This is a genomic window from Mycetocola saprophilus (genome assembly GCF_000718085.1).
Taxonomy (GTDB): domain Bacteria; phylum Actinomycetota; class Actinomycetes; order Actinomycetales; family Microbacteriaceae; genus Mycetocola; species Mycetocola saprophilus.
The window spans coordinates 147,892-168,637 of sequence record NZ_JOEC01000002.1; the positions used below are offsets into that span (position 1 = coordinate 147,892).

The following is a 20,746-nucleotide window of genomic DNA, read 5'->3' on the forward strand; positions in this document are numbered from 1 at the left end:
GGCCGTGCGACTGTTTGGATGCTTATGCGCATGCCACACTCCTCACCTTAGATGTTCAGCAATCACACGCGCCGCGACCATCGGATCGGGGTTGTGTACGTCGATTTGCACGGGCCGGTTGGCTTCCGGACTCTTGCCGGTATCGTCTCGCTGATCGTGATCTCCACCTCCAGGCGTTGCAGTTGACCTGCCACCTGACACGGCACTTCCCGATACCTCCGCTGATACTGAGGACATCGCCGACTGCGCTCGTGACGACGCACTCTTGGCCATGGTGACCAGGGCCGCACTGAAGCTTGGCCCCTCGTCTTCCACACCGCCAACAGCGCCTTCCACCACGTGCACGCCAGCCTTGCGCATCAGCCGGGACGGGGACTTGATACCGAAGAAGTCCTTGAACCCCTGAAACGCGGATCCGGCGAGTTTGACGATCGCGTTGACCAGTGACCCAACCATCGATCCAAGGCCCTTGATGATGCCCATCACGATTTGCACACCCAGGTCTAGCCAGTTGACCCCCATCAGGCCGTTCCAAATTGCCGCGATGATCTGCGGCAACATGGCAATGATCTGCGGAATCGCCTTGACCAGGCCGATGATTAGCGACACCACAAGCTGGAGTCCTGCCTCAATGAGTTTCGGCAGCATCTTCAGCAGCCCCGCCACCAGCTGCAACACGAGCGTGATCGTGGCAGTAATCAGTTGCGGGAGTGCGCCAATCAGGCCCGTGACCAGCGACAACAGCAGCTGAATTCCGGCATCAATAATCATCGGCAGATTATTCAGGATCGCTGTCAGCAGCCCCATGACGAGATCCAACGCTGCCGTGAGCAGCTGAGGCAACGCACTGATAAGCCCAGAGATCAGAGCCATGAGCAGTTGAATGCCACCCTCGATGATGACGGGCAGCGCTGCGACTATCGCAGTGAGTAGACCGTTGACTAGCTGCAACGCGGCCTGGACCAGGAGGGGGATCGCTGTCACGATTCCCTGAATTAGCGTGGTCACCAGTGTGATCGCGCCCTGGATTATCAACGGCAGATTCGCAACGATTGCCGAGATCAGTCCCTGGACCAGCGCGAGCGCGCCCGTGATGATCGTGGGGAGCGCCAGCACAAGTCCTTGCACCAGCACATCGACGATCTGAGTGCCGGCAGCCAAGAGCGCGGGAACTTGCTCAAGAATTGACGACACGATCTTTGGGATGAACGCAGCAATCTGCGTCACAAGCCCAGGGAGCGCGGCAACCACGCTGCCCACGATCCCCGTAATGCTCGACACCAGTGCACTGGCGTCGCCACCGCTGAGGGCGAACCCGGCGAATGCCGCGGCAACGATTCCCAACGGTGACGCCAGCAGCCCGAGGGCACCTCCTAGCCCAGGGATAAGGGCACCGAGAGGACCGAGCTTCGCCAGGATCGAGGCGAGCCCGCCAGCTCCGAGCGCAGCCATAACGCCACCGAGCGGACCGATGATCCCCGAGAGGCTTTCAAGCTTGGTGCCGACGAGTCCGGCGCCGGTACTGAGGTGGGTGAAGAATCCGGTGATGCGCTCTAGCGCGGGGCCGAGGAGCGTATCGAGCTTGGTGCCGATCGCTGCAGCACGTGCTTCAAGCGGCTCCATCGCGTCGGTAACAGCCTTGATTAGCGGTCCGATACGCGAGTAGAGACCGTACATTTCGCCGGTCTCTTTGTTGATGCCTCCGAAGATGTTCGCGCCGGAACGTCCCAGACTTGCCTTCAGGTTTTTGAATGCCCCGGGAATGGTCTTCCCGATTTCATCCGCAACCGTTCCGGCGGCCTTTTCAGCAGCGATTGAGAACGTGGCAAAATCGACCTTGCCCGAGGAAGCCAGTTTGAAGACTTCGCCAGCGGTCACCCCCATCTGATCAGCGAGGGCCTGATAGATCGGGAGTCCTCGGTCACCGAGCTGGCTGATGACATCGTTCTGCACGCCGTTCGCCTGGGTGGCGGCCTTGTTGAAGATCGAGCCCATTTCTTCCATGGACATGCCAGCGGTGGAGGCGTTGTTAGCGATTGACTTGAGGTGCTTTTGGAGTGCTTCGCCTGGCTTGATACCGGCGGCGACGGCCGAGGCCGCAACCGTAGCGGCCTCGCCCAGACCGAAGCTCGTTCCCTTGACTGACGCGGTTGCGTCTTTCATGATTAGGGCGACTTTTTGACCGTCGCTTCCGAGGCCTGTCAGCTTGGCACGGGCTGTGTCGATCGCGGTAAGACGGGCAAGTCCCGACCCAAGGGCAACGCCAATTGTCGTGCCGGCTGCCAGGACACCGGCGGTGGCCACGTTCTTGATGCCGGCACCAAGAGCCTGCCCGGCGGCAGCACCGGCACGCGCGGCGGCTTCCACCACTGACTGCAGGCTGGATGCTGCGGCAGAGCCTATGCCTGCCAGCCCAGAGACGAATTTCGGAGTGATCTGCGATGCGGCGGAGGCGACCGTGGAGGCCACCTTGGAAAAGACGCTGCCCACAGCTGCGCCCACTGGGGCGAGGTAGCGGCCTACAGAGTACGCCACCGATGAGAAGGCGTTGCCGACGGTAGTTGCGACACTGCGCACGGCATTGGTGACGGGGGCAAAGACGGCCTGCACGCGCGAGCCGATCGCAGATGCCACGGATACGACTCCGGCACCCATGCTCGACATTGCCGAGCCGACAGCTGAGGCCGCCTGCCGAGCTGCGCCGCCGATCGATCCAAACACACCGGTAAATGACGATGCTGCGCCTGCAGCCGAAGCCCAGCCAGCGACAAAGTTTCGGAACGGATAGGACACGGCCAGCGCGGCCGTGCGTGCGCCAGAGGCGACTGCGTTAGATGCTGCCCGGGCCGCACCACCAAGAGTCCCGAAAACGCCCGTGAAACTCGATGCAGCAGCCGCGACCGAGGACCACCCTGTTTTGAAATTTATGAAGGGTGAAGCAACCCACAAGCCAGCAGTGCGCGCAGCCGAGGTGATCGCGTTGAAGACCTTCCGGGAAGTACCTCCCAGAGAGCCGAGCACGCCTGTGAACTTTGACGCGGCTGCGTTCGCATCGCGGAACCCGTCAATGAAGTTCAGCCACGGCCGAGCAAGCGCATCGGTAAACACACGCGTCGCCCCGCCGAGAGTACCGAGCGCGCCAGAGAACGATGATGCGGCAATCTGGGCATCGGAAAATCCCTGTCGGAATCGTCCCAGCCCACCAACTGCCGGATCCACTACCGCGCGTGCAAGCTGACCGATTGCAGCGCCTACGCCGGTGAACGCCGACGATCCGGCGCGGGCCTCTTGCCAGCCTGCTTGCAAATCCTTGGCGAACCTCTGCAGAGAATTTGACCCCGCGCTTGTGGCCACCGAGACCGTAGCTGTCGCGCTAGAGAGGGCCTCCTGTGCTGCCTTGAGACGAACTGACGCAGCCGTGACCGCATCGGTGGATGCACTGTGGTTTCGGCGGGCAGTCGCTAGGCGTTCCTCTGCGGCGACCGCCTGTGCTGATCCCTCCCCAGATTTCGCGATCGCCTCCTGGAGGCGAACCTCTGCGATGCGCACCTTACCTGCGTCATCTTGCTGCCGAAGACGAGTCTTGGACAGCGCGGCGGAGGCTGCGGCAACACTGCGATTCAGTTTGCCCAGCTCCGCCGCGCCCAGGTCACCAGCTCCGGCCGACAGCCCTGACTTCAGGTCGCGGCCGAGGCTGCGACCTGTCTTCGCGCCAGCCTTGGAGAACCCGCCCTCGAAAGACTTGGCCCCCTCAGCACCAGCGTTTTTTGTTTCCTTGGCGACACGGGACTTGAACCCCGGCATCACCGGAAAAATGCTGATGTGTCCGGACCCAACCTCTGATGACATGTCGCCTCCTAGCTAGCTGAAGACGATGCTGTCTTCCAGTTGTGCAGCAGCTTCCGCAACCTCGTCCGTGGTTGCCTGAGCGCCGTGTCTGCGGGGATTATTCATCACCCAGGGCATTACCGCGTTCGCTGCTTTTTGGTCGCTGATTTGCGCCATCAGCGAGATCAGCATGGGCGTAGTCGCGGGGTATGCCCAGCCGGCAAGTTCTGCCCCAAACGCTGTGCTTGGGTCCCCAGCAGCCTCTTCGATCAAGAGCTTTGCCTCACCCCAGGACAGGCCGTCGCCCAGATCCGACAGCCCCACGCTGAACGCTTCGCGCAGAGTGCGAGCGACCAATCCGCGGTGCTTTGTGATGATCTGGGCGACGGCGATTATTCCGGGAGTGTGGCCGAAGTGATACGCGAGAAGGTCGTGAAGAATCGCTCGGACATCGCGATGGTCTCGGTCAGATCGTGCCGGGAGAACTCGGCGGACACCTCGTCCCCGCCGACCTGGGACAGCAGGGTCTTGAACTGGTCGACAGGGTTTACCGAGTCTTTGCTCATCGCATCAACATCGTCCAGGCTGATCGAGAGGGGTACCTTCACGATGGTCCCGTCGGGGAAACGGCCGATGAAGTTCTTCTCGACGATGATGTGCTTGATGTCCGGTGCGAGAGCGGCGAGCGCCTTGGCTTCGTCCTCTTCGGACCAGTTGTCGAAATCGTACTCGGGCTCGGCAGCGGTTGCAGCAGCAGTGGTCTTTGCAGTCATGGTTGTTCCTTTCGGGTTATCGGGTGTGATTGAAAACTGGCCGGGGCGACCCGATGACACCCCGGCCAGTGGTCTGTGCTACCCCTCGGAGGGAACGGTGGCGGGAGCCGCCGGGCCCCACTGCCAGAAGGGTGCGCTGTTGAACAGCGGGTCTTCCTGCCAAGTGAAGGTCACGTTTGCGCCCTCGACGGATCCGCGCTCCTGCTGGTCCGGCTCGATCGCGGTGATTGCCGCGACGCCGATGCGACGCTTTTCGGTACCGTTGCGGTACTTGGTGACGACCAGCAGGATGAAACGGTTGTTTGGCAGGGACGAGGAAACTTCGATCACGCCGTTGACATCAGGCTCGGCTCCCTCCAGGAGTGCCTGGACGGTGGGATTCTGCTCGGCCAGGCCGATAACCACGGTTCGAGTACCGTCGCCGGCCAACGAGTAGCCCTTCTGGAAGAACTCCAGCGCGTCGCCGCCTTCACGGCTTTCGGCAGGACCGCCGTCCTGCTTGTACAGGCCGAGGCGCTTATACGCCGCGGGCAGTACCAGCGGGCTCGCGCCCAGCTTGTTCTTTTCGATGACGTTGGCGGCAAGGACTGGTGCGAACGCGGCCAGTCCCGTGATCGGGATGCCAACGGCGTCAAGGTCGTTGCCCTGAGAATCAGCAGTCATGAGTGTGCTCCTTCTCCCGCGGTGCGGGGGTTAGTTGAGTGGATGGCTCACCAAGAGCCAGAGACGACGTATTGAGCCGTCAGGTATTGACGGGACACATCGAGTTGGTCGATCACCGTGGCCGGGCTGGTGCAGCCGTCCCAGTTGACGAATGCGATGGGGCTGTCATCTACCAGGGGCAAGGCGTCGTCGTGGAGGATCCCAGCGAGCCAGCGTGCAAGATCTTTCGCGGGGGATTCGTTCTGTTTAGACCCGGCCAAGACAGATGCTCCGATGGATATATCGAAGGTGACAGGAGATAGTCGAGCGCCGGGATCAACTCGGATCACGATCAACGGTTTCTTCAATGGCACCGCGAGCGTAGATGGCTCCTTGTTGCTGACATCGGCAATCTTGTTCTCGGCTGCGGCGAGCGCGCGGACGTGCTTGGTGAGCCAGAGCTCTAGGTCTGGGGCTACGACCCTCATGTTTTCGAGGCTTTCAGCGCCCGGGCGAGGTTGCCGGTCTTGGCCTCGATAAGCAAGGTTTTTGGATCTCGGCCGACGACACGATACACACGCCGGTATCGTGACTGGCGGGCCTCAACACCGATTTTTTGCTGGTATGCGGTTGTGTCTACTGGGGCGGTTTTTTTCGCTTCGGCGGCGGCACGGTCGGCGGCCGCCTTCGTGAGTTTGTCTACACCCGCAGACTTCATGATGTTGTTGAAGTAGTAGGTGTTGAAGTTGACTTCCGTTTGACCCTTGGCCGGCATGCTTTTCTCCCTCGGTTATCCGACTGCGCGGGTCAGCGGTATCTCGCGCGCCGGTGCCCAGCCGGTCCACGGATTCACGTCGGCGGCGGGCGGGATGCCGTCTATCGAGTAGATCGGCTCGTCGTCTCCACCGGCGCGAATACGATCGCCTTTTTGGACGTCGACGTTTGCGGCGCAAAACAGTGACTTGGATTCCAGTGCCTGCTCTCGGCTCGCACCAGCAAGCATCGAAGTTGAGGTTTGAGCAACGAATGCACCCGGGATCTGGAGGATGTCAGGGTTGTCCCAGTCTCCGAGAATGACCTCCCCTGAATAGGGATCCTCGAGCGGGCCTGGCCGGAGACGGTACACGGTCCGTCCATGGGGGAAATTCACGAGTAGCTCCCTTCCGGCCAGGCTCGGGAAATGGGGCGAGCGGCAGGGAAACTGCCCACAGGGCCAGCTGCGGGCGAGGCCGCAGCCTTGCACAGCGATCGCAACGCTCGGCGGTCCTCGTCCATCCAGGTGTCGGCATTCCAGTAGTCAACAGATGCCGAGCCGATTCGCTGAGCGCGCACGCGCCTGGAACCTGCGACGGGTGCCTCGGCGGCCACCCCTCGCAGGATCGCGATCGCGTTCTTCTGGTCCTCGCTCCCCACCGGGAACGAGTCGATGCAGGGGGCGATGGAACGTCCCGCCACAATGATCCGGCGGGCCACATCCTCTGGGACATCCGGAATGTCAGCTGGTGTGATCACGTCATCGCCCCCTTCTGTCTACTCTTTTGCGGCTGCGGTGATCGCAGCGACCTTCTCGGGCTTTGTCTTGGCAGCGCCAAGATCAATCCCGTGTTCCTGCGCGAACTTGTCGAGCTGCTTCGCGGACCATTCCGCAGAAGGGGCACCTTCGGGAAGCGCAATCTCCTCTGGCGGGCTCGGCTCACTTTCGGTCTCGGCCTCGGTAATGAGCCCGCGCTCAATCAAGTGCTTGATCTGAGCTTCAGCGATGCCGTCGGGGATAACGCCACCGCGCTGCACGAACGCAGCGACCCGATTTCCGGAAGCCGAGCCGATTGCTACCTTGACCACTGCTGCAGTTGCCACATACTGAGTCATGATTAAGCCCCCGTTCCAGTGAGGTAAAAGCCGGCGAGGGGGTCGGTCACGATCGGCACGTGGACATTACGTGCCTGAAGGCGGGTCTTCTCCGCCGTGGGCACGCGAATCGCCGCGATCTCAACGCCGGTATCACCGCCGATGGGCTGCATTTCCGGCGTGGGGATCTGCTCACGTGCGATTCCGCCGAGATTGCGACGGTCGAGGAACAGAGGGTCCGTGATATCGCCACCATCGTCCGGGATCCAGGTAATACCCGCGATATTCGGGAAGCCATCGGTGAGAGCCTGGCCGCTGTCCTTGGGCAGAATATCCAGCAGCTCGGGGATCGCCTCGGCGTACAGCTCTCCCGGGAGCACCACCGTATCGATGTCGTAGCCGAGCTTCTGGCGGCGGGTTGCCGCCTTCACGCGAAGCGCATCCTTGTAGATCTGCTTTGCGCTTGTCCAAGCGGCACCGGCCGCAACCGTGTTCGTTACCGAAGATGCGACTGCGCCGAGTGCGGCGTCGTTTGCGGAGAACACGAGTTCGGTCTGCAGGAAGGCGAAGGCGTCATCGATGGGCTGGCGGAGGAGACGACCAACCTGTTCGTCGGTCACCTCTGTAGCGAGTCCTTCCTTGGTCGCCGAGTAGAACTCATACTCTTCTGCGGACATCGGAGTGAGCTTGTATTCTGCTCCGGGATTCACAACTTCTGCGCCGCGCTGGGCACGGATCACCTCGTTGATCGGCACTCCGATAGCGCCACCGGTGATGGTAAATCGCTTCTGGAGTAAGAACAGCCCAAGGAACTGCTGCGCCTGGAGGATTTCTGCGAAGCGGCGGGCGATGAGCGTTGGCGACTTCAAGAACGCGATCAGGTCAGCTGCCGACACGTTTGCGAGCTGGCTGGGGGTGAGAGGGTAGGTCTGCATCATTTGCTCCTTTCTTAGAGCTGAATTGCGCGAACGACGGTGCCGTCCGCTGCAGAGGTCAGGGCGAGGAAAATCGCGTCGCCGGCCGCGAGAGTGCGAACGCCGCCTGCTGCGGCAGCTTCGAGCTTTGAACCACGAGTGATCGCACCCACTGCCTTTAGCTCGTGGATCGGCTTGCCAATCTCGATGGTGGTCTTGTCGCCTGCGGCGGCATCGTGGCCGGCGACACCGACATACTTTGCCGATGCGGCGACCGCCGGGACGACCGACATATCGACAGTTCCGACCTCTACAAGCTGGCCGGCAGAAACTGCTGCGGCGGCACTGAATGTGACAGTATCGCCGGGACGGAAAAGGGGGAGATAGCTCTTAGCCATGATTAGGCCTCCTTCGAAGTAGGGCCGTACACGGTGCCATAGAGGGCATCACCGGAACTGGTCAGAGTGTCTGAGTGCCCGATCTCGGCCACGGGCACAGCGTTCTTCGGGAAGGACGCCAGCAGGGTCGTGATGCCGGTCTCGTCCGAGTCGAGCTGCGCGCGCCACTGATCGCGCGAGGCGGCAGCGATCCGCCCCTCGGACAGCGCCTGGGATACGATGCCGTCGCGGCGGTCGCTTTCCTGCTGCGCTCGGGCTTCTGCACCAAGGGCCGCCTGGGCGCGAAGCTCGGCGAGGCTGGCGGCGTCCATGATAACTGCGCCGGCGGGGATGGATGCGGCCGGGGCCGCGGGAGTGTCAGCCTGCTCAACGAGTGCTTCGTCGAGGGCTGCGAGAAGGGCCTCGTCGGATGCGGCGGCGTCGGTTACGCCGAGCCGCTCGCGAAGGCCAGCCGTCAGATCACTGTAAGCCACAGTGGTCTCCTTTCGGTTGGGGGCACCCGGCTCGGACGAGCTCGGGAGGTTTGGGGTGCGAGCGAAGGCTCGCATCGCGGCGTGGGCACCGCGTAGTCGTGGTGCTTGGTCTTGGATGTCATCGCCGTCTTCAAGCAACTCGTCTGGGTCGTCGACGCCGACTGTTTCTGACTCACCTGCGTCTGGGATGACCGCTACGCGGTCAGCAAGTCCCAGCTCCACCGCTGCGGTGGCGGTCAGCCAGGTCTCGTCTGCAAGGAGCGTGGCCCAGTCCTTTTCGCCTGCCTTTGAGGAGTAGATTTCGATCAGTGAGGCTTCAACGTTGTCCAAAACGTCGGCGGTCTTTCGCATGTCGGAGGAATTGCCCCAGACGATTGTCGAGGGCGAGTGGATCATCATCTGGGTGCCAGGGGACATCACTACGTCATCGCAGCCAGCGGCAATGACTGAGGCGGCCGACGCGGCCAGTCCGTCAACGACGGCGGTCACGCTGGCCTTGTGCGCACGGAGCATGTTGAGTATCGAAACGCCCTCAAAGACTTCGCCGCCGGGCGAGTTGATGCGCAGGATGATCTGCGTCACCTCGTCCGGCAGGGCATCCAGCACCGCACCGACGTCCTTAGTCGAGATACCCCAGTAGCCGCCCCAAGAGTCGATAGGGCCGTACATACGGATCGTCGCCACTGTGCCGGTCCCGGAAGGAGCCGGAGCTGTCACGGCGTTGAAGAATTCAGCCTTTGCCTGGGGCGGGGCAAGCGTTCCCCAGTATCGGTTGGGCCACTTTGTGGTGTCGGTCATGCGGCCTCCTCAGGCTTGGTTGGTGGGATGGTTTCGCCGGGCGGCCCCTCGCCGACCAGATCGGCACCAGCGAGCCGGATGAGCTCGCGTGCTTCCTCTTGTCGCAGTGGTTTTTTGTCCGTGGCGAGGTAGACCTTCTGTGCAGTCTCGGCGGCGTTTCGTGCTCGCTCGGCAGCGTTCGTCCCGGTATCGCTGGTGGCAGTGGTGTTCTTTACTGGCAGCCCGTACTTGGCTCGCAGGAATTGCTCCAGCTGCGGATCCGCTGAGAGCGCCCCGCACTCGATGAGGGCTTTGACCGCTTCGGCGGTTGCGGCCTGCTGCTCGCCAATTGCCGAGGGCACCAAACGCGGGGCTGGTTCAGCCGGCCCCCAGTTGAGGTCTACGAGGTCTTCGATGACGTGCTGCTGGGTAGTTTCGGCGATGTGCTGAGCTACAGCGTTGAGCGAGTCGGTGAAGAAATTGGCGAAGGTGGAGCCGAGTGCCCACGATCCCGTCTCGGTGCCGAGGTTCAGGAAGTGCGCCAGCACGGCGCGGGCGATCTGCTCGTCGTAGTACCGGATCGGCCCATCGGTGTCGGGAAGCTTTCCCGTGACTCCGGTGAGGGTGAGCTTTGCCGAGTTCGGGATGGATGCTCCGGCACCTTCCCCGGCACGGAAGCTCTTGGTGAGCTCCAATCCCGCTTCCTTCTCGGACTTCATCCATGCGTCACGCTCGGCCCCGGTGAGGTCTTCGGGAAGCTCAGCAGCTTCGTAGACGGGGACACCAAGGCCGTTGCGCTCAGTGGTGAGGGCCTGGATGCGGAGCACCCGGTCTTTGAGTAGCCACATTTTGTAGGCCGAGCGCAGCAGTGACTCGCCCAGCCAATTCGCGCCTTCACGTTCGTTGACGTAGGCCACGAGCCGATCTACCGGGATGCGCACCTTCGATTTACCCGCGCCGCCATGTTGTTCGAGAGCCTCCAGGCCGCCGTCTTCTCCCACGATGATGTTTGAGATTGTGCGGGGTGGCCGCCATGCCAGCTTCGTCAAATGCGCTTGACTGCCGCTCTGGTCATAAACCTGTTCAAAGTACGAGTGCCCATAGACCAGTGACAACAGCGACAGACGCAGGTGTTCCTTCCAGGAGAAGCGTCCCTTGGTCCGGACCGGAGCAACGAACGCCTCTCCCTTCACAGGAAGACCGAGGTCTGCAGCAACGTGCGCGACGACCTCGGGACGGCAGCCAGATCCGTCAAGCACCCATTCGGTGCGCATGATGGGAAGGGTGACCGCGCGAAGCACGGATTTCACCTGGGGATCTTCACGGCGCATCCGATCGAATACGTCGTTTGATCCTGGCCACTGCAGGTCAGGATTGGTTTCGTGGGTTTGGGCCACGAGCGATCCCCAGGTGAGAAGGGTCTTGTCTACCTGGTATCCGATCTCGTGCATGCGGCCTCCTTGTCAGAATCGCGCAAGCGCTAGATTGGGTTCGTTTTGGCCAGTGCCGGTGCGGGGTATCGCTTCAGCTTTCGGCGGGGGCGGCGGTGGGGGTTTGCGCGGGGTGGCCTCAGACTTGAGGACTCCCCAGAGCGCCCAGGTGACGGCCTGTGCTTGAGTGATGGGCTTAGTTGGGTCGGACTGTTCCCAGGTTTGGCCGGCACGGCCGAGGTTGCGAGTGGTTGCAAATTGCAAAGACTTCGCTACCTCTTCCTGGGGACGGTGAGGTACCAGCCCGGCGTTCACGTGTTCGATGAAGATTGCGTGAGCGGCCGCGATCTCATCGAGATTCATCGCGAGATACTTGATCCCGGCAGCATCCAGCGACCCGATGACAGCGGCCGAGTTTTTCGGATCCAGAACGACAAGCGCGTTACCGTACTCGGCCTTGTACGTTTTGAGTTTCTCTGCGATCCAGCGGGTGCCTTTTTCGGTCCAGAGGTGCTCGACGGCGATTTGGTCAGAATCGACCCGAACGGCCGCGCCGATGGTTCCGTAGCCGCCGCCGCGGCCAAGGGCCAGCGTCAGCACGACTCCATCCCCAGCTACTGCCGCATCGTCACTGGCTTGATGGGACCAGGCGTCAAGATCCAGCTCGGAAAGTTTGGCGGCTACTGCCGCCCGGCGATTTGGCCAGATCGACAGACGCTCACGTTTGAATCCTTCGGGGTCAACATCCTTGGACCCTTCGTATTGCTCCTGCACTGATGCCACCGGCATCCGCCACCCCATTGAAGGGTTAGAGTCGATCCACGCAGCATGGTCGCTCAGATCGATCGCGTCGGCGATGTCGGGATCTTCGGAACCTTCTGGGCTCCACTCCATCCAGCCTGTGCGCTTCCCGTCGCCGCGGCGTCCGCGATCGCGCAGGCCTTCCCACACTTCTGCGTCGTTTTCACCGTCTTCGGGTACGGTACCGGTGTAGAGGCCTTGAGGGTTGTCGATCTGGGACTGGGTGTATCGCAGCGCGTTCGATGCTTGCAGGCTGAGTTCTTGGGCTTCGTCATAGACAACGACATCTGCTGCGAATCCTCGACCTGATTTCTTGGTTCGAGCGATGAACCGGCAGCGATCGCCCTGCAACTGCCCGGGACGCTTTTTGAGGACGACCCCTTCTTGGCCGTTGGCCGTGTAGATGTTGTCCACTCGAGCCATGAGCTTCGGCACCGACTCGATAACCCCGGCCAAACGCTGGAATCCGTCGATCGCAGTTTTCACCTCGTGGGCGGTGTGCAAGATTGTCTTGCGGCGGTTGTCAGTTCGCGGGAACAGGAACAGGTGCGCCAAGTCGTAGGCGACCAGGATCTCGCCCTTACCGTTTTGCCGGCTTACCAGCAGACCGAATTCCGCTGCCGCCCAAGCCTGGTTTGCGTCGACATCGAAGAGCGCACCTACAACGTAGGCTTGCCATTCGTCGAGAGTCAGCCCGCACAGCTCCGCGAATTTGAGAACACGCTCGCCGTGGGACCCGGCAGATTTAGGCCTGCTTTCGAGACGGGGCCGTTGTGATCCCCACAACGTTAGTCCCCCCGAAGAAAGCGTCAAACGGATCAGCTCCCTTCTCCGCGGCCCCCACATCGAACTGTGTGAGGAGGGTCTTGGTGAGGCGCTCGAATGCAGCCTGTAGCTGGCGCACCTCGGCCATCACCCCGTCAATGGACATCTCCACCGTGACGAGACCGTCAGCATCCATGGGCTCTTTCATCCGGAAGTGCAAGAGCTTGATGACGCCCTTGCCCGAGATAATGTCGTTCATCTGCTCAAGCCGATCTGCCATCCGTGCCCCCTCGATCACGAGGTGCTCCTTGGCTGCAGGGACTTTGGTAGAGGTGCCAAGAATCGAGTCGCGATAGGCAACCCCACGCGGCCCCAGATCTTGGCCGGCAACTGGTCCGAGGTGGCTACCCGCGTGCCTCGCTTTCTTCTGTTCGGCCGCATAACTCACTTGCGCCGCTCGGCACTCAGCATCCACGTCTTCACCATCGCGAAGGTGGCGCCGGTAGGCCGAGTACGTGCCGCAGGGGGCCGGAGGGCGAGGCATGCCACACCCCCAATCAGCGTTAAGCCTGAATTGACGTTAGAACCCCGCAAATCGCGGAGAGAGAAGCGCCACAAGCGCGCGGGAGGTGGGCAGTGACCCGGCATCGCTGGATTTTTTGGCGATGCCGGGTCGAGGTCAGGCGCGGCGGGTGCCGTCGCGGGTCCAGATGCCCAAGAGGGCGTCCCAGAAGACCAGGCGGCGATGTGTGCGGCGTTCGTGGTGTCCGGTATCCATGGCGTTGAGCCAAGCTTCGGCGGCTGCGTCACGGTGGCGGATGAGCCAGGCAGTTAGTTTCATGTGTCCTGTGAGGCCTTACCTGCGCGCCGGCGAGCGGAAGGTGGTTGCCCCGCCGCGTTGAGCCCGCAACCTTTACACCAGGGCTCTTTTCCGTCGCGATGCTGCACCAGCTCATGGAGAGAGTGTTCGCGGTCTGCCCATATCCCGGTGCTGATTGGCACGGTGTCTTCGTTCTCGATCTCGTCAGCCATCTCTCGCAGGGCACGTGCGACCGCAGGACGCAGCCCGGCGGCATCGAGCTTCATGCTCACGCTTTGCGCGCCGAGTGGGCTTGGCACACCCAGAACCTTCACCGTAATTTCGGTAACTGCCGTGGCGATGGGGAAGGCGGGTTTACCTGCATTCACCGCGATCTGCACGGGCACGGAGACTGTCCCGATCTCAGCCATGGTCACACCTCCTGGATGCTAGTAGGGGCAGGGCCAGCGCCGACTAATGCGGGGCTCACATCACGCATGAGCGCCTCGCGAAGTTCTGGGGTGAGGTTGCTGGTCTCCAGGATCCTGTCCGCCGTGAGCCCACGTGCACCGTGTGGCGAACGAGGCGTGACGACGGCGACGGGTTCAATCCCGAGCGCCCGTGCCTCGTCGTACCCCTCGGTCTTGTTGGGGGCGAGGACGATCACGCGGCGCGCTGGCTCGGCGACCGGATCCGGGTGGGCTGCTGCTGGCGAGGTTGCCGCTGCGGCCACGACGACATCTACCTGAGCGGATACGTTCATGCTGTTCTCCTTCGATTAGCTAGCAGCCCAGATCTCGGCCGGCGCAGCATCACCCTTGCGACTGTTGCACCGTAGGTGCATGGGCACGAGGTCTTGGCGGACGAGGTGCCCGCCATTACCAACGGCCAGCGGGTGGTCTGCAGTAAAGGACATCGGGTCGGTGTGAGGCAACGTGGTATCGATTGGTTCACCACATCCCCACCCGTGTGGTGAGCCGTGGCCACAGGGCAGGTTCTCGATTGCGGTGCGGCGCTTCAGCGCGGCCTGTTTGCGACGGTAGGCTCGGTGGCCTTTGCCATCACGCGTCCGCGTCATTGCTATCTCGCGTTGTGGCGTTGTGGCGACGGTGACGATTCATCCAGGCACGATTGCGACGGTCTTGCGTGCGGTCATCTTCGCCGCATTGTTCAGCGGCCATGTGCGAGGTGTACTCGGCAGGACATTCTGGGCAAACAAATATCGCCATGAGTCACCTCCAGCTGTCGTCTGGTTAAACCAGAGAAGGGCACCGACCGAAGTCGATGCCCTTCCCGCTAAACACGAACGCCCCACCGAAGTGGAGCGGGTTAGGCGGAGTACTCCACCCTCATGAAATACTTTAACGACTTTAACGAATTACCGCGACACCAGGTTTTCGCCCGCGCTTTTTCGCAGCTTCTACTCGCAAAACTTCCGTAGCTTTCACCAGTTTCACACCGTCTCCATCGTTCCGCTCGGCGAGGTCACCATCACGAATCCAGCAGTAGATGCGATGCGGCGACCGCCCTGCAAGCGTGGCCGCCTCCGCCACTGTGATCCATTTCTCACCCATTTGACACCTCCTCAAATTGGTCTTCGTCAATCCGATGCCCGCAGGCTGGGTTCTTACAAACGATGCTCGCCTGGCCTCGCACCGTGGCAGGCGGGATCCACATCAGCGCTTTCATGGCACACTCCGGGCACCGAGCCAGAAGCACCCGGCGTGGTTCATCCCGGATCGGGTGAGCTCGTTTCCCCGCGTTGAATGCCCGTGCGAACATCACCGCTGCGCGTGCGCTCGCCTCAGTGGACACCCACACCTCGGTGTTGCCCCGAAACGATGCAAGCAGCCGGTTCAGCTCATCCAACAGCAACGCAACCGGTGACAACGGCACCTGACTCTCACCTGAGCCGCCGCCGGCACTGTCTGTCTGTATGAGACGGTCATGCCCCGCCCACGTGGTCATGTACTCCGCCGACTCATGAATCGCCTGACGCACCTGCGCCAAGCACGAAGCACACACCCACCCCGTCACCGCCTCCCGAGGCACGCACCCCCTGCACTCCTTCCCCGAGTACACTTCACCAGATGGCGTAAGCGTGATCTCCCAACCATCACACGACGCAAGATGCGCGCCACGAACACGGCACCCACCAAACCCTGCAATCGAATCAGCCACACACGCGACCCCTGTCACCGCCGGCCACCGCCAAACACTCGTCGCCACCAAGACACACGCGATTCAGCAACCTCGGCGAGCGCCGCAGCTGGTTCGGCATCGTTCGGGTCGGTAAGGGATAGCGGGAACACGTCGCTACCCTCCTCAGCGTCATCACGCAGTAGATGGATTTCGTCAATCAAGACCAGGTTGGGCACCGCGCCACGGACGGAACCGGCGTAGGGCATCTGCGGCTCAGATGACGGGAGCGAAGTCGCTTGTGCAGTTGCACGCGCGTAGATTCGTGCACGCTCGTGCTGCAGCTGGTTGCGTTCGATACCGCGCCGGAACGCAGCTAGAGCGGCGCTCGCCACCCGCGCCGCAAGCTGTCCCTGCACCATCACCAGCCGGAACTGCTCGAGCCCCGGGAACAAGTTCGTTCTCGGGGCTCGATATGCGCGGTACCGGCCGCGCTGCTTCATCTTCGGGAAAAACTCCCGCGTACGTGGTTTAGAACTCACAGCATTACCTCCGTTCCGGGCGCACCAGGATCGGTACGCCCCTCATCAAACAAACCCGTCCACACAAAAGGCCGGGACCGCGACAACTCCGCGAACCCGACCTGCATGAACGACTCAATACCAACCTCAGCCAGCGACCGATTGAACGTCTCGCGGCCCATGTCCTCAAGATCATCCACACGAACCTCCACCCGAGTACCCCGGCCTGGCCACCGTTTTACCTTGATACGGCCATCCATCAGAACCCACCTAGCCAACGCTCGCCACGACGGTCGAGGTGCCGCCACCAGTGTCCTGCTCGCTTCACACACTGAGTGAGTCCATTAGAGCCGTAGTGCCGCCATGCGCAGCAGAAGAACGGGCGTCTCATGCCTTGCCCCCGTCGATGACCCGTTCCAACTCGGCCAACAACTCCGGTGCCCCGTCCCGATACCCGGTACGGGCCTTCACCAGATCAGCAAGAGCACTCTTCGCACCCATCGCCTCCCAATACAGGGCTTCCTCGCGGGTTTGCGCCGCACGATGCTTCGTACGTGCCTTGCGGAACCGTTCAGCGCGCTCAGCCTCGCTCACGGCTTGCCCCCGTCCTGCTCGGGAAACACCGTGGACCACGGACCACGGACCACTGTGCGCTGAACAAGCCGATTATCCGAGGAGGCATGCCGCTGGCTGCGATGAGCCGCGAACGTTGCCTCAGCCAGGGCACGACGATCCGAAACCACGACAGCCTGCTGGTCGTGACCCACCGTGACCCCATACTCGGTCACGGTCTCCCCACCTACAGGGCGAGAGAACCCAGCAGCGAGAATCGCGGATACGAGCCTTCCTCGCGGTTCGGCATTCCACACGACCTCGCCGACCATGCGGTCCAACGCTTCCCGGTCGTCCTGGACGCCCGCGGCCGGTTCCGGCTCTACCGGGGAGGTAGCAGCCTCAAGAGCATCGGCGAGACGGCCCACGAGTGTTTCAATCTTCACTCCGTCGCCTTCATCAAGGTGCCGGGCGACAGCCTTGTGCCGCAGCCGCGCTTCGGCGATTAGCTTCTGTACATCAGCCATGAGACACCCCCGCCACCTGGGAGGAATAGATCACGCCAGCACGCACCGCGTCCTCCACCAAATACGGAGTAGCCCACGACCGCACCAACCCATCATTCTCCGAGCGACGCGTGTACGCCGCGATGTCCTGATTGAACGACTGAGCAACCGCCACAGCCTCACGCCACGACCTCGCCGGATACAAATCATCCGGCCCCGCCAAATGCACCACATACGGCGACGTAAACAAGCCGCCGTCCAAACCCTCCGCGCTCGCCTCAGCATCAGCCTCCGCGAACTCCTCCCAATCAGCAGGCACCGCACGCTCAGCCTCCAAAGCCACCAGCGACGACAGCACGAGCTGCAGCTGAGCCACCAGCCGCAAACGCAGATCTTCGGACTCTCCACGCCGGATCCGCTCTGCCATAGCCGGCGCGGCCGTAGACGCCGCAGCCTCCACATGCGCCGCCGCCTCGCTCAACAACTTCTCAACATCAGACACCAGGTTCCTCCTTCACTAACTCGTACCCCGTGGCCGTGGGGCGGAAACGATCAAGCCGGATCCGCCCCTTTCGCCCGAGATCTGTCATCACTTCTGCATGAGTGGCCCCCACGGTCACAATCTCGACCGTGCGGCCACCGCTTCACTTATCCCGGTCCCGCCAAACCTGCCCCGGCCGAACCATCTGCGCACTACTCACTAGGTACTCCTTCCCTGCCCCACGGCAGCAAAACGGGCGGCCAGCAACAACCGCTGACCGCCCGACAACTCACTAAAAATCGAAACTGACCTGCCCCGACCTACAACCCGGCTTCCCCTTACGGGCAGGCACCACCGGAGCCCGGAAATCAAACGTCCGCTGCGCAAGACGCTTCGCGATCAACTCGCAATACCGTTCCTCGAGCTCCACCCCGATAACCCGCCGACCCAAATTACGAGCAGCCAACAACGTGCCACCCGAACCAGCAAACGGATCAGCCACCACACCAGGAGGACACTTCTCAATCAGCGCCTCCATCAACGCCACCGGCTTAGGCGTCGGATGATCCGGCCGAGAACCCGAGCCCGCAGCATAACCACGCGCCCGAATCACGTTGCTCTCACGCCGGCCAACAAACCCCGACCCGATCACATAGATCTCTTCCTCACCATTGCCCCACGGCAAACTGATATCACCCATGCCCGGGCCAAGATCCTTATCCCAGACCAGCCGGTGCCGCGTCCCCTCGGGACGAGGCTTATCCCACCGGCCAAACGCAAGCGCCGGCCGGTCACCCCACAACGCGAGCACAGAGTCCCGCACATCGAGGCTGGCATCACCAGCAATCAAGCGTTTCTCCCGACCCGGCCTATAACGTTCCCGGTAGCCGATTCCATACGGCGGGTCCGTCACCAACACATCAGCATCCAGCCACTCGGTAACGGTTAGACAATCCCCGTGATACAACGTCACGAGATCATCCTGGTAATACGGATTGTTCAATCGATTCCTTCTTGGATTGTGGCCACGGCGAGCGCCGCAGCCGATTTACTACAGGCTGAACCCTGCAGGTCAGGGCGGTCGCCCAGCACTAACTCGGCCGGCGCTACTCACTAGGAACCCCCTCGATGAGATCCGCGACAGCACGCAGGACCTGCGGGGACATCGAATTAGTGTCGCTGTCAGTAGCTGGCCAGAACACCTCGTTTTCGAGGATTCCGAGCTCACGGTAAAGCTGCCCATCCGCGTCAGAAGGGTTTTTCAGCACTACCGTTGGCCCGGTCAACAGGTCGTGCAACTCGACGGTGACATCGGTTCTCGGTTTGATGTTGCTCATGGTGTTGTGTCTCCTTCGGTCTGTCTGGTGACGGTCAGCCGTGCGGCTACCGCCATGAACTGTTGGTCTGTGGCGCGCAGGTCAGCGTCACAAGCGAGGTGTGCGTGGAACCTCGAGATCGTGGCTCGCGCGGCCTGGACAGGCGGGAGGATCTGCGCTCCCGTGGCCGTCTCCACCAGGCGCGGCCGTTCAGCCTCCGGCATCACTCGCCCCCTTCCTCGGGGTGCTCGGTTGCGCACGCCCATCCGTCTTGCCAGTCGTTCGGTTCGTCCGACGCCAGATACCATTCGTGCTTCATGAACCGTCCACAGGTGTCGCACTGCTCGCCGGTCATGCGTGGCCCCCTTCCTTGCGGCGGAGAGCGGCGACCGCGGCGTGAGCCTGCCGCACACCCTTCGCGAACGCATCCGACTTCGAGTGCCCCAGCCCCGATCCCGGGGTCGGAGTGGCGTGCCCCGGTGCCAGAATTGCTTCCTCAGCCTCGGCTAACGCCTGCTCCCGAGCAGCAGCCCACGCGATCCGCAGCGTAGGCAGCACCAATGACCGACAAACATCCTCCACCGATTCCGAAGACGATTCCCAATGGCCCATACGGTCCAGACCGTCCTCATGCATTTCGCGCACGGCCTTCTCGATCACGTCTTCCGGGATCTCGTGGGCCGGGTCGGTCTTCTCGATCATGCTGATGCCTCCTTGCGGCGTAGGTCGGAAAGCTCTTCGTAGCTGATATCCGGGCGTACCGTGCGGCACGAGCCCTCAAATATGCGAACAAGCCTCCGGTCCAAGGCCGCGCCAAGATTCCCGCGTGATATCTGGTTCTCGAGCCGGTACTGCACCCGCTCCAGGCTCAGATGCGCTCGACGCACCACCCGGTTCTTCGCCACGCGCAGCCGGTTTTCCCACGTATCCGGCATCATCACAAGATGCTGGTCGGTTCCCTGCTCCTCGCACCATCCGCAATACCGTTCGCCAGTCGCGGCGTCGGTCGTCATATCCGAGGCCGGGCAATCAATCGCGATGGTGTGGGCGGGGCATGAGTCGGGGCCGTCACCGGGGCAGCACCAACCGTCTTCCATCGCGCGGCTAGCATCTGGATCAGTGGAGTACATGTAGTCGTCGCCTTCCCACAGTTCCCCGCACTCCGGGAACTCACATTGGATCGCGTAAAAGATCTCGGATTTCAAACTCACGATTCGTTTCCTTCCAGGGTGATGACCGGACGCCCGGCCGGGATGCACTTGGCCGGCACTGCGGCGAGCGCGGCCGGTGCCGGGTTGAGGATGGTTTTTCGGAGCTCGCGGATTCCGTTGATGACGATGGTGGCGTGGATACCGGCGCGGACAGCGGATGCGAGCAGGTCCTCTGCGGCCACCGCGAACAGTTCGGATTCGTATTCGCTGGGTGCGGCCGCGGCGAGCGCGGCCTGGGCTGTTTCGGTCGGGGTGAGGATGCCGTGGATTTGCCGGGCAAGGTCCACGTAGGTTGCGCGTTCGCGGTCCTTTGCGTCTGCCCAGCGGGAGCCGTCCACCTCGTACAGATGCTGGGCGGCGGCGAGTAGCCGGTCATACAGCAGTGGGAGCATCACCATTCGCCTCCCTCAGCTCGGCCAGGCGACGCTGCAGCACAGGCGGGGCACAGTTCGGGCACGGCACCGCCGACACCCCATACGGCGTCCGGCACCGGCCACAACCCCGCGGCCCCGGAACATCCCGAGGCTGCGTCACCGGCGAATACGGGCCAGAAGTCACACGCACACTACGAT

Annotated in this window: 29 protein-coding genes; 1 reads left to right on the forward strand and 28 read right to left on the reverse strand. The window is 62.2% G+C overall.

What is annotated here, in order from left to right:
• Positions 1 to 42 precede the first annotated feature (42 nt).
• The 21 genes from IE92_RS0106395 to IE92_RS0106500 all read right to left on the reverse strand — a co-directional run bounded on the left by IE92_RS0106395 (position 43) and on the right by IE92_RS0106500 (position 16,702).
• The gene (locus IE92_RS0106395; RefSeq protein WP_081863987.1) at positions 43 to 3,849 is read right to left on the reverse strand and encodes a phage tail protein; all 3,807 of its coding nucleotides are present in this window, start codon (positions 3,847 to 3,849) and stop codon (positions 43 to 45) included.
• A 12-nt stretch (positions 3,850 to 3,861) separates the two neighbouring features.
• Positions 3,862 to 4,020 (reverse strand): hypothetical protein, encoded by a 159-nt coding sequence (locus IE92_RS18885; protein ID WP_245601231.1) that lies wholly within the window; start codon positions 4,018 to 4,020, stop codon positions 3,862 to 3,864.
• A 200-nt stretch (positions 4,021 to 4,220) separates the two neighbouring features.
• Complete coding sequence (locus tag IE92_RS0106405; protein WP_051701743.1) at positions 4,221 to 4,601, reverse strand: hypothetical protein; 381 nt, start codon at positions 4,599 to 4,601, stop codon at positions 4,221 to 4,223.
• Between the two features lie 78 nt (positions 4,602 to 4,679).
• On the reverse strand, positions 4,680 to 5,264 hold the full coding sequence (locus tag IE92_RS0106410; protein ID WP_051701742.1) for a hypothetical protein: 585 nt from the start codon (positions 5,262 to 5,264) through the stop codon (positions 4,680 to 4,682).
• 47 nt (positions 5,265 to 5,311) lie between these two features.
• Positions 5,312 to 5,731 (reverse strand): hypothetical protein, encoded by a 420-nt coding sequence (locus tag IE92_RS0106415; RefSeq protein ID WP_030147681.1) that lies wholly within the window; start codon positions 5,729 to 5,731, stop codon positions 5,312 to 5,314.
• A complete protein-coding gene (locus tag IE92_RS0106420) occupies positions 5,728 to 6,018 on the reverse strand; it encodes an HK97 gp10 family phage protein (RefSeq protein ID WP_030147682.1) in 291 nt (96 codons plus the stop codon). Before IE92_RS0106420 ends, IE92_RS0106415 begins: the two co-directional genes overlap by 4 nt.
• Positions 6,019 to 6,033: 15 nt before the next feature.
• The gene (locus tag IE92_RS0106425) at positions 6,034 to 6,393 is read right to left on the reverse strand and encodes a hypothetical protein (protein ID WP_030147683.1); all 360 of its coding nucleotides are present in this window, start codon (positions 6,391 to 6,393) and stop codon (positions 6,034 to 6,036) included.
• A gap of 380 nt (positions 6,394 to 6,773) precedes the next feature.
• Positions 6,774 to 7,112 (reverse strand): hypothetical protein, encoded by a 339-nt coding sequence (locus tag IE92_RS0106435; RefSeq protein WP_030147685.1) that lies wholly within the window; start codon positions 7,110 to 7,112, stop codon positions 6,774 to 6,776.
• A 2-nt stretch (positions 7,113 to 7,114) separates the two neighbouring features.
• A complete protein-coding gene (locus tag IE92_RS0106440; protein ID WP_030147686.1) occupies positions 7,115 to 8,029 on the reverse strand; it encodes a phage major capsid protein in 915 nt (304 codons plus the stop codon).
• Positions 8,030 to 8,040: 11 nt separating this feature from the next.
• Positions 8,041 to 8,403, reverse strand: coding sequence for a capsid cement protein (locus IE92_RS0106445; protein ID WP_030147687.1), 363 nt, complete (start codon positions 8,401 to 8,403; stop codon positions 8,041 to 8,043).
• A gap of 2 nt (positions 8,404 to 8,405) precedes the next feature.
• Entirely contained in the window at positions 8,406 to 9,674 is a 1,269-nt protein-coding gene (locus IE92_RS0106450; protein ID WP_051701741.1) for a head maturation protease, ClpP-related, read from the reverse strand.
• Positions 9,671 to 11,104: a phage portal protein family protein gene (locus IE92_RS0106455; RefSeq protein ID WP_030147689.1), complete on the reverse strand. Its 1,434-nt coding sequence runs from the start codon at positions 11,102 to 11,104 to the stop codon at positions 9,671 to 9,673. The genes IE92_RS0106450 and IE92_RS0106455 overlap by 4 nt, the downstream gene beginning before the upstream one ends.
• A gap of 12 nt (positions 11,105 to 11,116) precedes the next feature.
• A complete protein-coding gene (locus IE92_RS17205; protein WP_162178493.1) occupies positions 11,117 to 12,697 on the reverse strand; it encodes a hypothetical protein in 1,581 nt (526 codons plus the stop codon).
• Complete coding sequence (locus tag IE92_RS0106465; protein ID WP_030147691.1) at positions 12,630 to 12,947, reverse strand: hypothetical protein; 318 nt, start codon at positions 12,945 to 12,947, stop codon at positions 12,630 to 12,632. Before IE92_RS0106465 ends, IE92_RS17205 begins: the two co-directional genes overlap by 68 nt.
• 381 nt (positions 12,948 to 13,328) lie before the next feature.
• Complete coding sequence (locus tag IE92_RS18240; protein ID WP_156027437.1) at positions 13,329 to 13,490, reverse strand: hypothetical protein; 162 nt, start codon at positions 13,488 to 13,490, stop codon at positions 13,329 to 13,331.
• Positions 13,487 to 13,879 (reverse strand): hypothetical protein, encoded by a 393-nt coding sequence (locus IE92_RS0106475; RefSeq protein WP_030147692.1) that lies wholly within the window; start codon positions 13,877 to 13,879, stop codon positions 13,487 to 13,489. The genes IE92_RS18240 and IE92_RS0106475 overlap by 4 nt, the downstream gene beginning before the upstream one ends.
• 2 nt (positions 13,880 to 13,881) lie before the next feature.
• A complete protein-coding gene (locus tag IE92_RS0106480) occupies positions 13,882 to 14,211 on the reverse strand; it encodes a hypothetical protein (protein ID WP_030147693.1) in 330 nt (109 codons plus the stop codon).
• Positions 14,212 to 14,818: 607 nt separating this feature from the next.
• Entirely contained in the window at positions 14,819 to 15,022 is a 204-nt protein-coding gene (locus IE92_RS18245) for a helix-turn-helix domain-containing protein (protein ID WP_156027438.1), read from the reverse strand.
• Positions 15,023 to 15,643: 621 nt separating this feature from the next.
• Positions 15,644 to 16,129: a hypothetical protein gene (locus IE92_RS0106490; RefSeq protein WP_030147695.1), complete on the reverse strand. Its 486-nt coding sequence runs from the start codon at positions 16,127 to 16,129 to the stop codon at positions 15,644 to 15,646.
• A complete protein-coding gene (locus tag IE92_RS0106495; protein ID WP_030147696.1) occupies positions 16,126 to 16,308 on the reverse strand; it encodes a hypothetical protein in 183 nt (60 codons plus the stop codon). Before IE92_RS0106495 ends, IE92_RS0106490 begins: the two co-directional genes overlap by 4 nt.
• Before the next feature lie 187 nt (positions 16,309 to 16,495).
• On the reverse strand, positions 16,496 to 16,702 hold the full coding sequence (locus IE92_RS0106500; protein WP_030147697.1) for a hypothetical protein: 207 nt from the start codon (positions 16,700 to 16,702) through the stop codon (positions 16,496 to 16,498).
• 86 nt (positions 16,703 to 16,788) lie between these two features.
• Between IE92_RS0106500 and IE92_RS0106505 the strand changes: the two genes are divergently transcribed.
• Positions 16,789 to 17,169 (forward strand): hypothetical protein, encoded by a 381-nt coding sequence (locus tag IE92_RS0106505; protein WP_030147698.1) that lies wholly within the window; start codon positions 16,789 to 16,791, stop codon positions 17,167 to 17,169.
• Positions 17,170 to 17,179: 10 nt separating this feature from the next.
• On the opposite strand, the gene IE92_RS0106510 is transcribed toward IE92_RS0106505, so the two are convergent.
• The 7 genes from IE92_RS0106510 to IE92_RS0106545 all read right to left on the reverse strand — a co-directional run bounded on the left by IE92_RS0106510 (position 17,180) and on the right by IE92_RS0106545 (position 20,572).
• The gene (locus tag IE92_RS0106510) at positions 17,180 to 17,668 is read right to left on the reverse strand and encodes a hypothetical protein (RefSeq protein ID WP_030147699.1); all 489 of its coding nucleotides are present in this window, start codon (positions 17,666 to 17,668) and stop codon (positions 17,180 to 17,182) included.
• 271 nt (positions 17,669 to 17,939) lie between these two features.
• Positions 17,940 to 18,650: a DNA-methyltransferase gene (locus IE92_RS0106515; protein ID WP_081863986.1), complete on the reverse strand. Its 711-nt coding sequence runs from the start codon at positions 18,648 to 18,650 to the stop codon at positions 17,940 to 17,942.
• Positions 18,651 to 18,753: 103 nt separating this feature from the next.
• Positions 18,754 to 18,984, reverse strand: a complete 231-nt coding sequence (locus tag IE92_RS0106520) for a hypothetical protein (RefSeq protein ID WP_030147701.1) — start codon at positions 18,982 to 18,984, stop codon at positions 18,754 to 18,756.
• 202 nt (positions 18,985 to 19,186) lie between these two features.
• Entirely contained in the window at positions 19,187 to 19,318 is a 132-nt protein-coding gene (locus IE92_RS19035) for a hypothetical protein (protein ID WP_281173590.1), read from the reverse strand.
• Positions 19,315 to 19,665, reverse strand: coding sequence for a hypothetical protein (locus IE92_RS0106535; RefSeq protein WP_030147703.1), 351 nt, complete (start codon positions 19,663 to 19,665; stop codon positions 19,315 to 19,317). The genes IE92_RS19035 and IE92_RS0106535 overlap by 4 nt, the downstream gene beginning before the upstream one ends.
• Positions 19,662 to 20,174, reverse strand: coding sequence for a hypothetical protein (locus tag IE92_RS0106540; RefSeq protein ID WP_030147704.1), 513 nt, complete (start codon positions 20,172 to 20,174; stop codon positions 19,662 to 19,664). Before IE92_RS0106540 ends, IE92_RS0106535 begins: the two co-directional genes overlap by 4 nt.
• Positions 20,171 to 20,572 carry a hypothetical protein gene (locus tag IE92_RS0106545; RefSeq protein WP_030147705.1) on the reverse strand — a complete coding sequence of 134 codons (402 nt, stop codon included), beginning with the start codon at positions 20,570 to 20,572 and terminating at the stop codon, positions 20,171 to 20,173. Before IE92_RS0106545 ends, IE92_RS0106540 begins: the two co-directional genes overlap by 4 nt.
• Between the last annotated feature and the right edge of the window lie 174 nt (positions 20,573 to 20,746).

What these genes read in the sequence shown, in the direction of transcription:
- IE92_RS0106395 (WP_081863987.1), bottom strand. Translation starts at nt 3,849, where the DNA reads ATGTCATCAGAGGTTGGGTCCGGACACATCAGCATTTTTCCGGTGATG.
- IE92_RS18885 (WP_245601231.1), bottom strand. Translation starts at nt 4,020, where the DNA reads ATGCTGATCTCGCTGATGGCGCAAATCAGCGACCAAAAAGCAGCGAAC.
- IE92_RS0106405 (WP_051701743.1), bottom strand. Translation starts at nt 4,601, where the DNA reads ATGACTGCAAAGACCACTGCTGCTGCAACCGCTGCCGAGCCCGAGTAC.
- IE92_RS0106410 (WP_051701742.1), bottom strand. Translation starts at nt 5,264, where the DNA reads ATGACTGCTGATTCTCAGGGCAACGACCTTGACGCCGTTGGCATCCCG.
- IE92_RS0106415 (WP_030147681.1), bottom strand. Translation starts at nt 5,731, where the DNA reads ATGAGGGTCGTAGCCCCAGACCTAGAGCTCTGGCTCACCAAGCACGTC.
- IE92_RS0106420 (WP_030147682.1), bottom strand. Translation starts at nt 6,018, where the DNA reads ATGCCGGCCAAGGGTCAAACGGAAGTCAACTTCAACACCTACTACTTC.
- IE92_RS0106435 (WP_030147685.1), bottom strand. Translation starts at nt 7,112, where the DNA reads ATGACTCAGTATGTGGCAACTGCAGCAGTGGTCAAGGTAGCAATCGGC.
- IE92_RS0106440 (WP_030147686.1), bottom strand. Translation starts at nt 8,029, where the DNA reads ATGATGCAGACCTACCCTCTCACCCCCAGCCAGCTCGCAAACGTGTCG.
- IE92_RS0106445 (WP_030147687.1), bottom strand. Translation starts at nt 8,403, where the DNA reads ATGGCTAAGAGCTATCTCCCCCTTTTCCGTCCCGGCGATACTGTCACA.
- IE92_RS0106450 (WP_051701741.1), bottom strand. Translation starts at nt 9,674, where the DNA reads ATGACCGACACCACAAAGTGGCCCAACCGATACTGGGGAACGCTTGCC.
- IE92_RS0106455 (WP_030147689.1), bottom strand. Translation starts at nt 11,104, where the DNA reads ATGCACGAGATCGGATACCAGGTAGACAAGACCCTTCTCACCTGGGGA.
- IE92_RS18240 (WP_156027437.1), bottom strand. Translation starts at nt 13,490, where the DNA reads ATGAAACTAACTGCCTGGCTCATCCGCCACCGTGACGCAGCCGCCGAA.
- IE92_RS0106475 (WP_030147692.1), bottom strand. Translation starts at nt 13,879, where the DNA reads ATGGCTGAGATCGGGACAGTCTCCGTGCCCGTGCAGATCGCGGTGAAT.
- IE92_RS0106480 (WP_030147693.1), bottom strand. Translation starts at nt 14,211, where the DNA reads ATGAACGTATCCGCTCAGGTAGATGTCGTCGTGGCCGCAGCGGCAACC.
- IE92_RS18245 (WP_156027438.1), bottom strand. Translation starts at nt 15,022, where the DNA reads ATGGGTGAGAAATGGATCACAGTGGCGGAGGCGGCCACGCTTGCAGGG.
- IE92_RS0106505 (WP_030147698.1), top strand. Translation starts at nt 16,789, where the DNA reads ATGCCGCTGGCTGCGATGAGCCGCGAACGTTGCCTCAGCCAGGGCACG.
- IE92_RS0106520 (WP_030147701.1), bottom strand. Translation starts at nt 18,984, where the DNA reads ATGAGCAACATCAAACCGAGAACCGATGTCACCGTCGAGTTGCACGAC.
- IE92_RS19035 (WP_281173590.1), bottom strand. Translation starts at nt 19,318, where the DNA reads ATGACCGGCGAGCAGTGCGACACCTGTGGACGGTTCATGAAGCACGAA.
- IE92_RS0106535 (WP_030147703.1), bottom strand. Translation starts at nt 19,665, where the DNA reads ATGATCGAGAAGACCGACCCGGCCCACGAGATCCCGGAAGACGTGATC.
- IE92_RS0106545 (WP_030147705.1), bottom strand. Translation starts at nt 20,572, where the DNA reads ATGGTGATGCTCCCACTGCTGTATGACCGGCTACTCGCCGCCGCCCAG.